Origin of the sequence: Staphylococcus sp. EG-SA-17 (genome assembly GCF_017151845.1) — a bacterium.
Lineage (GTDB): Bacteria > Bacillota > Bacilli > Staphylococcales > Staphylococcaceae > Staphylococcus > Staphylococcus aureus.
This window is the reverse complement of record NZ_JACVZO010000100.1, coordinates 1-461: the sequence shown is the minus strand read 5'-3', so window position 1 is coordinate 461 and position 461 is coordinate 1. Positions and strand designations below refer to the sequence as shown.

Sequence of the window (461 nt, the reverse complement as noted above, 5' to 3'; positions counted from 1 at the left end):
CAGTTGCATTGAAACAAAGTTTATTAAATCAAATCATTATCGTTTTTAATTCTGTAAATCGTCTGCCTTGTTATATTTACTTCTTTCGCAATTTTACTAATTGATTGGCCTTCTTCTAACATTTCTACAACGCGATGATAAATAATACGTTTCTGTGGATCTTTAGCATTTGGTGAATAAAGTAAGGGGCGCCCTTTATATACGCCTTTTTCCTTCGCAACTTGAATTCCTTGCGCTTGTCGACGTTTACTTTCATTTCTCTCTTGTTCTGAAACCATTGCTAATATTTGAATAATTAAATCTTTCATAAACTTATCCAGTAATGGATTGCCAACCACTTCATCATAATTACGACCTAAACAATCAATGGATTCTACTACAAACCGATCTCCCATCCTCAAAAAGTTAAGTGCTTCTTGAAGTACTGGTCTATTTTCAATAGATTTCCCAGACTGTTTTTC

The 461-nt window shown here is 33.6% G+C and carries 1 protein-coding gene; it reads right to left on the bottom strand.

Features of this window, described 5'->3' with window-relative positions:
- Window positions 1-23: 23 nt before the first annotated feature.
- A partial coding sequence (locus tag IDG65_RS14240; protein ID WP_206174224.1) for a helix-turn-helix domain-containing protein occupies window positions 24-461 on the bottom strand: 438 nt, incomplete at its 5' end.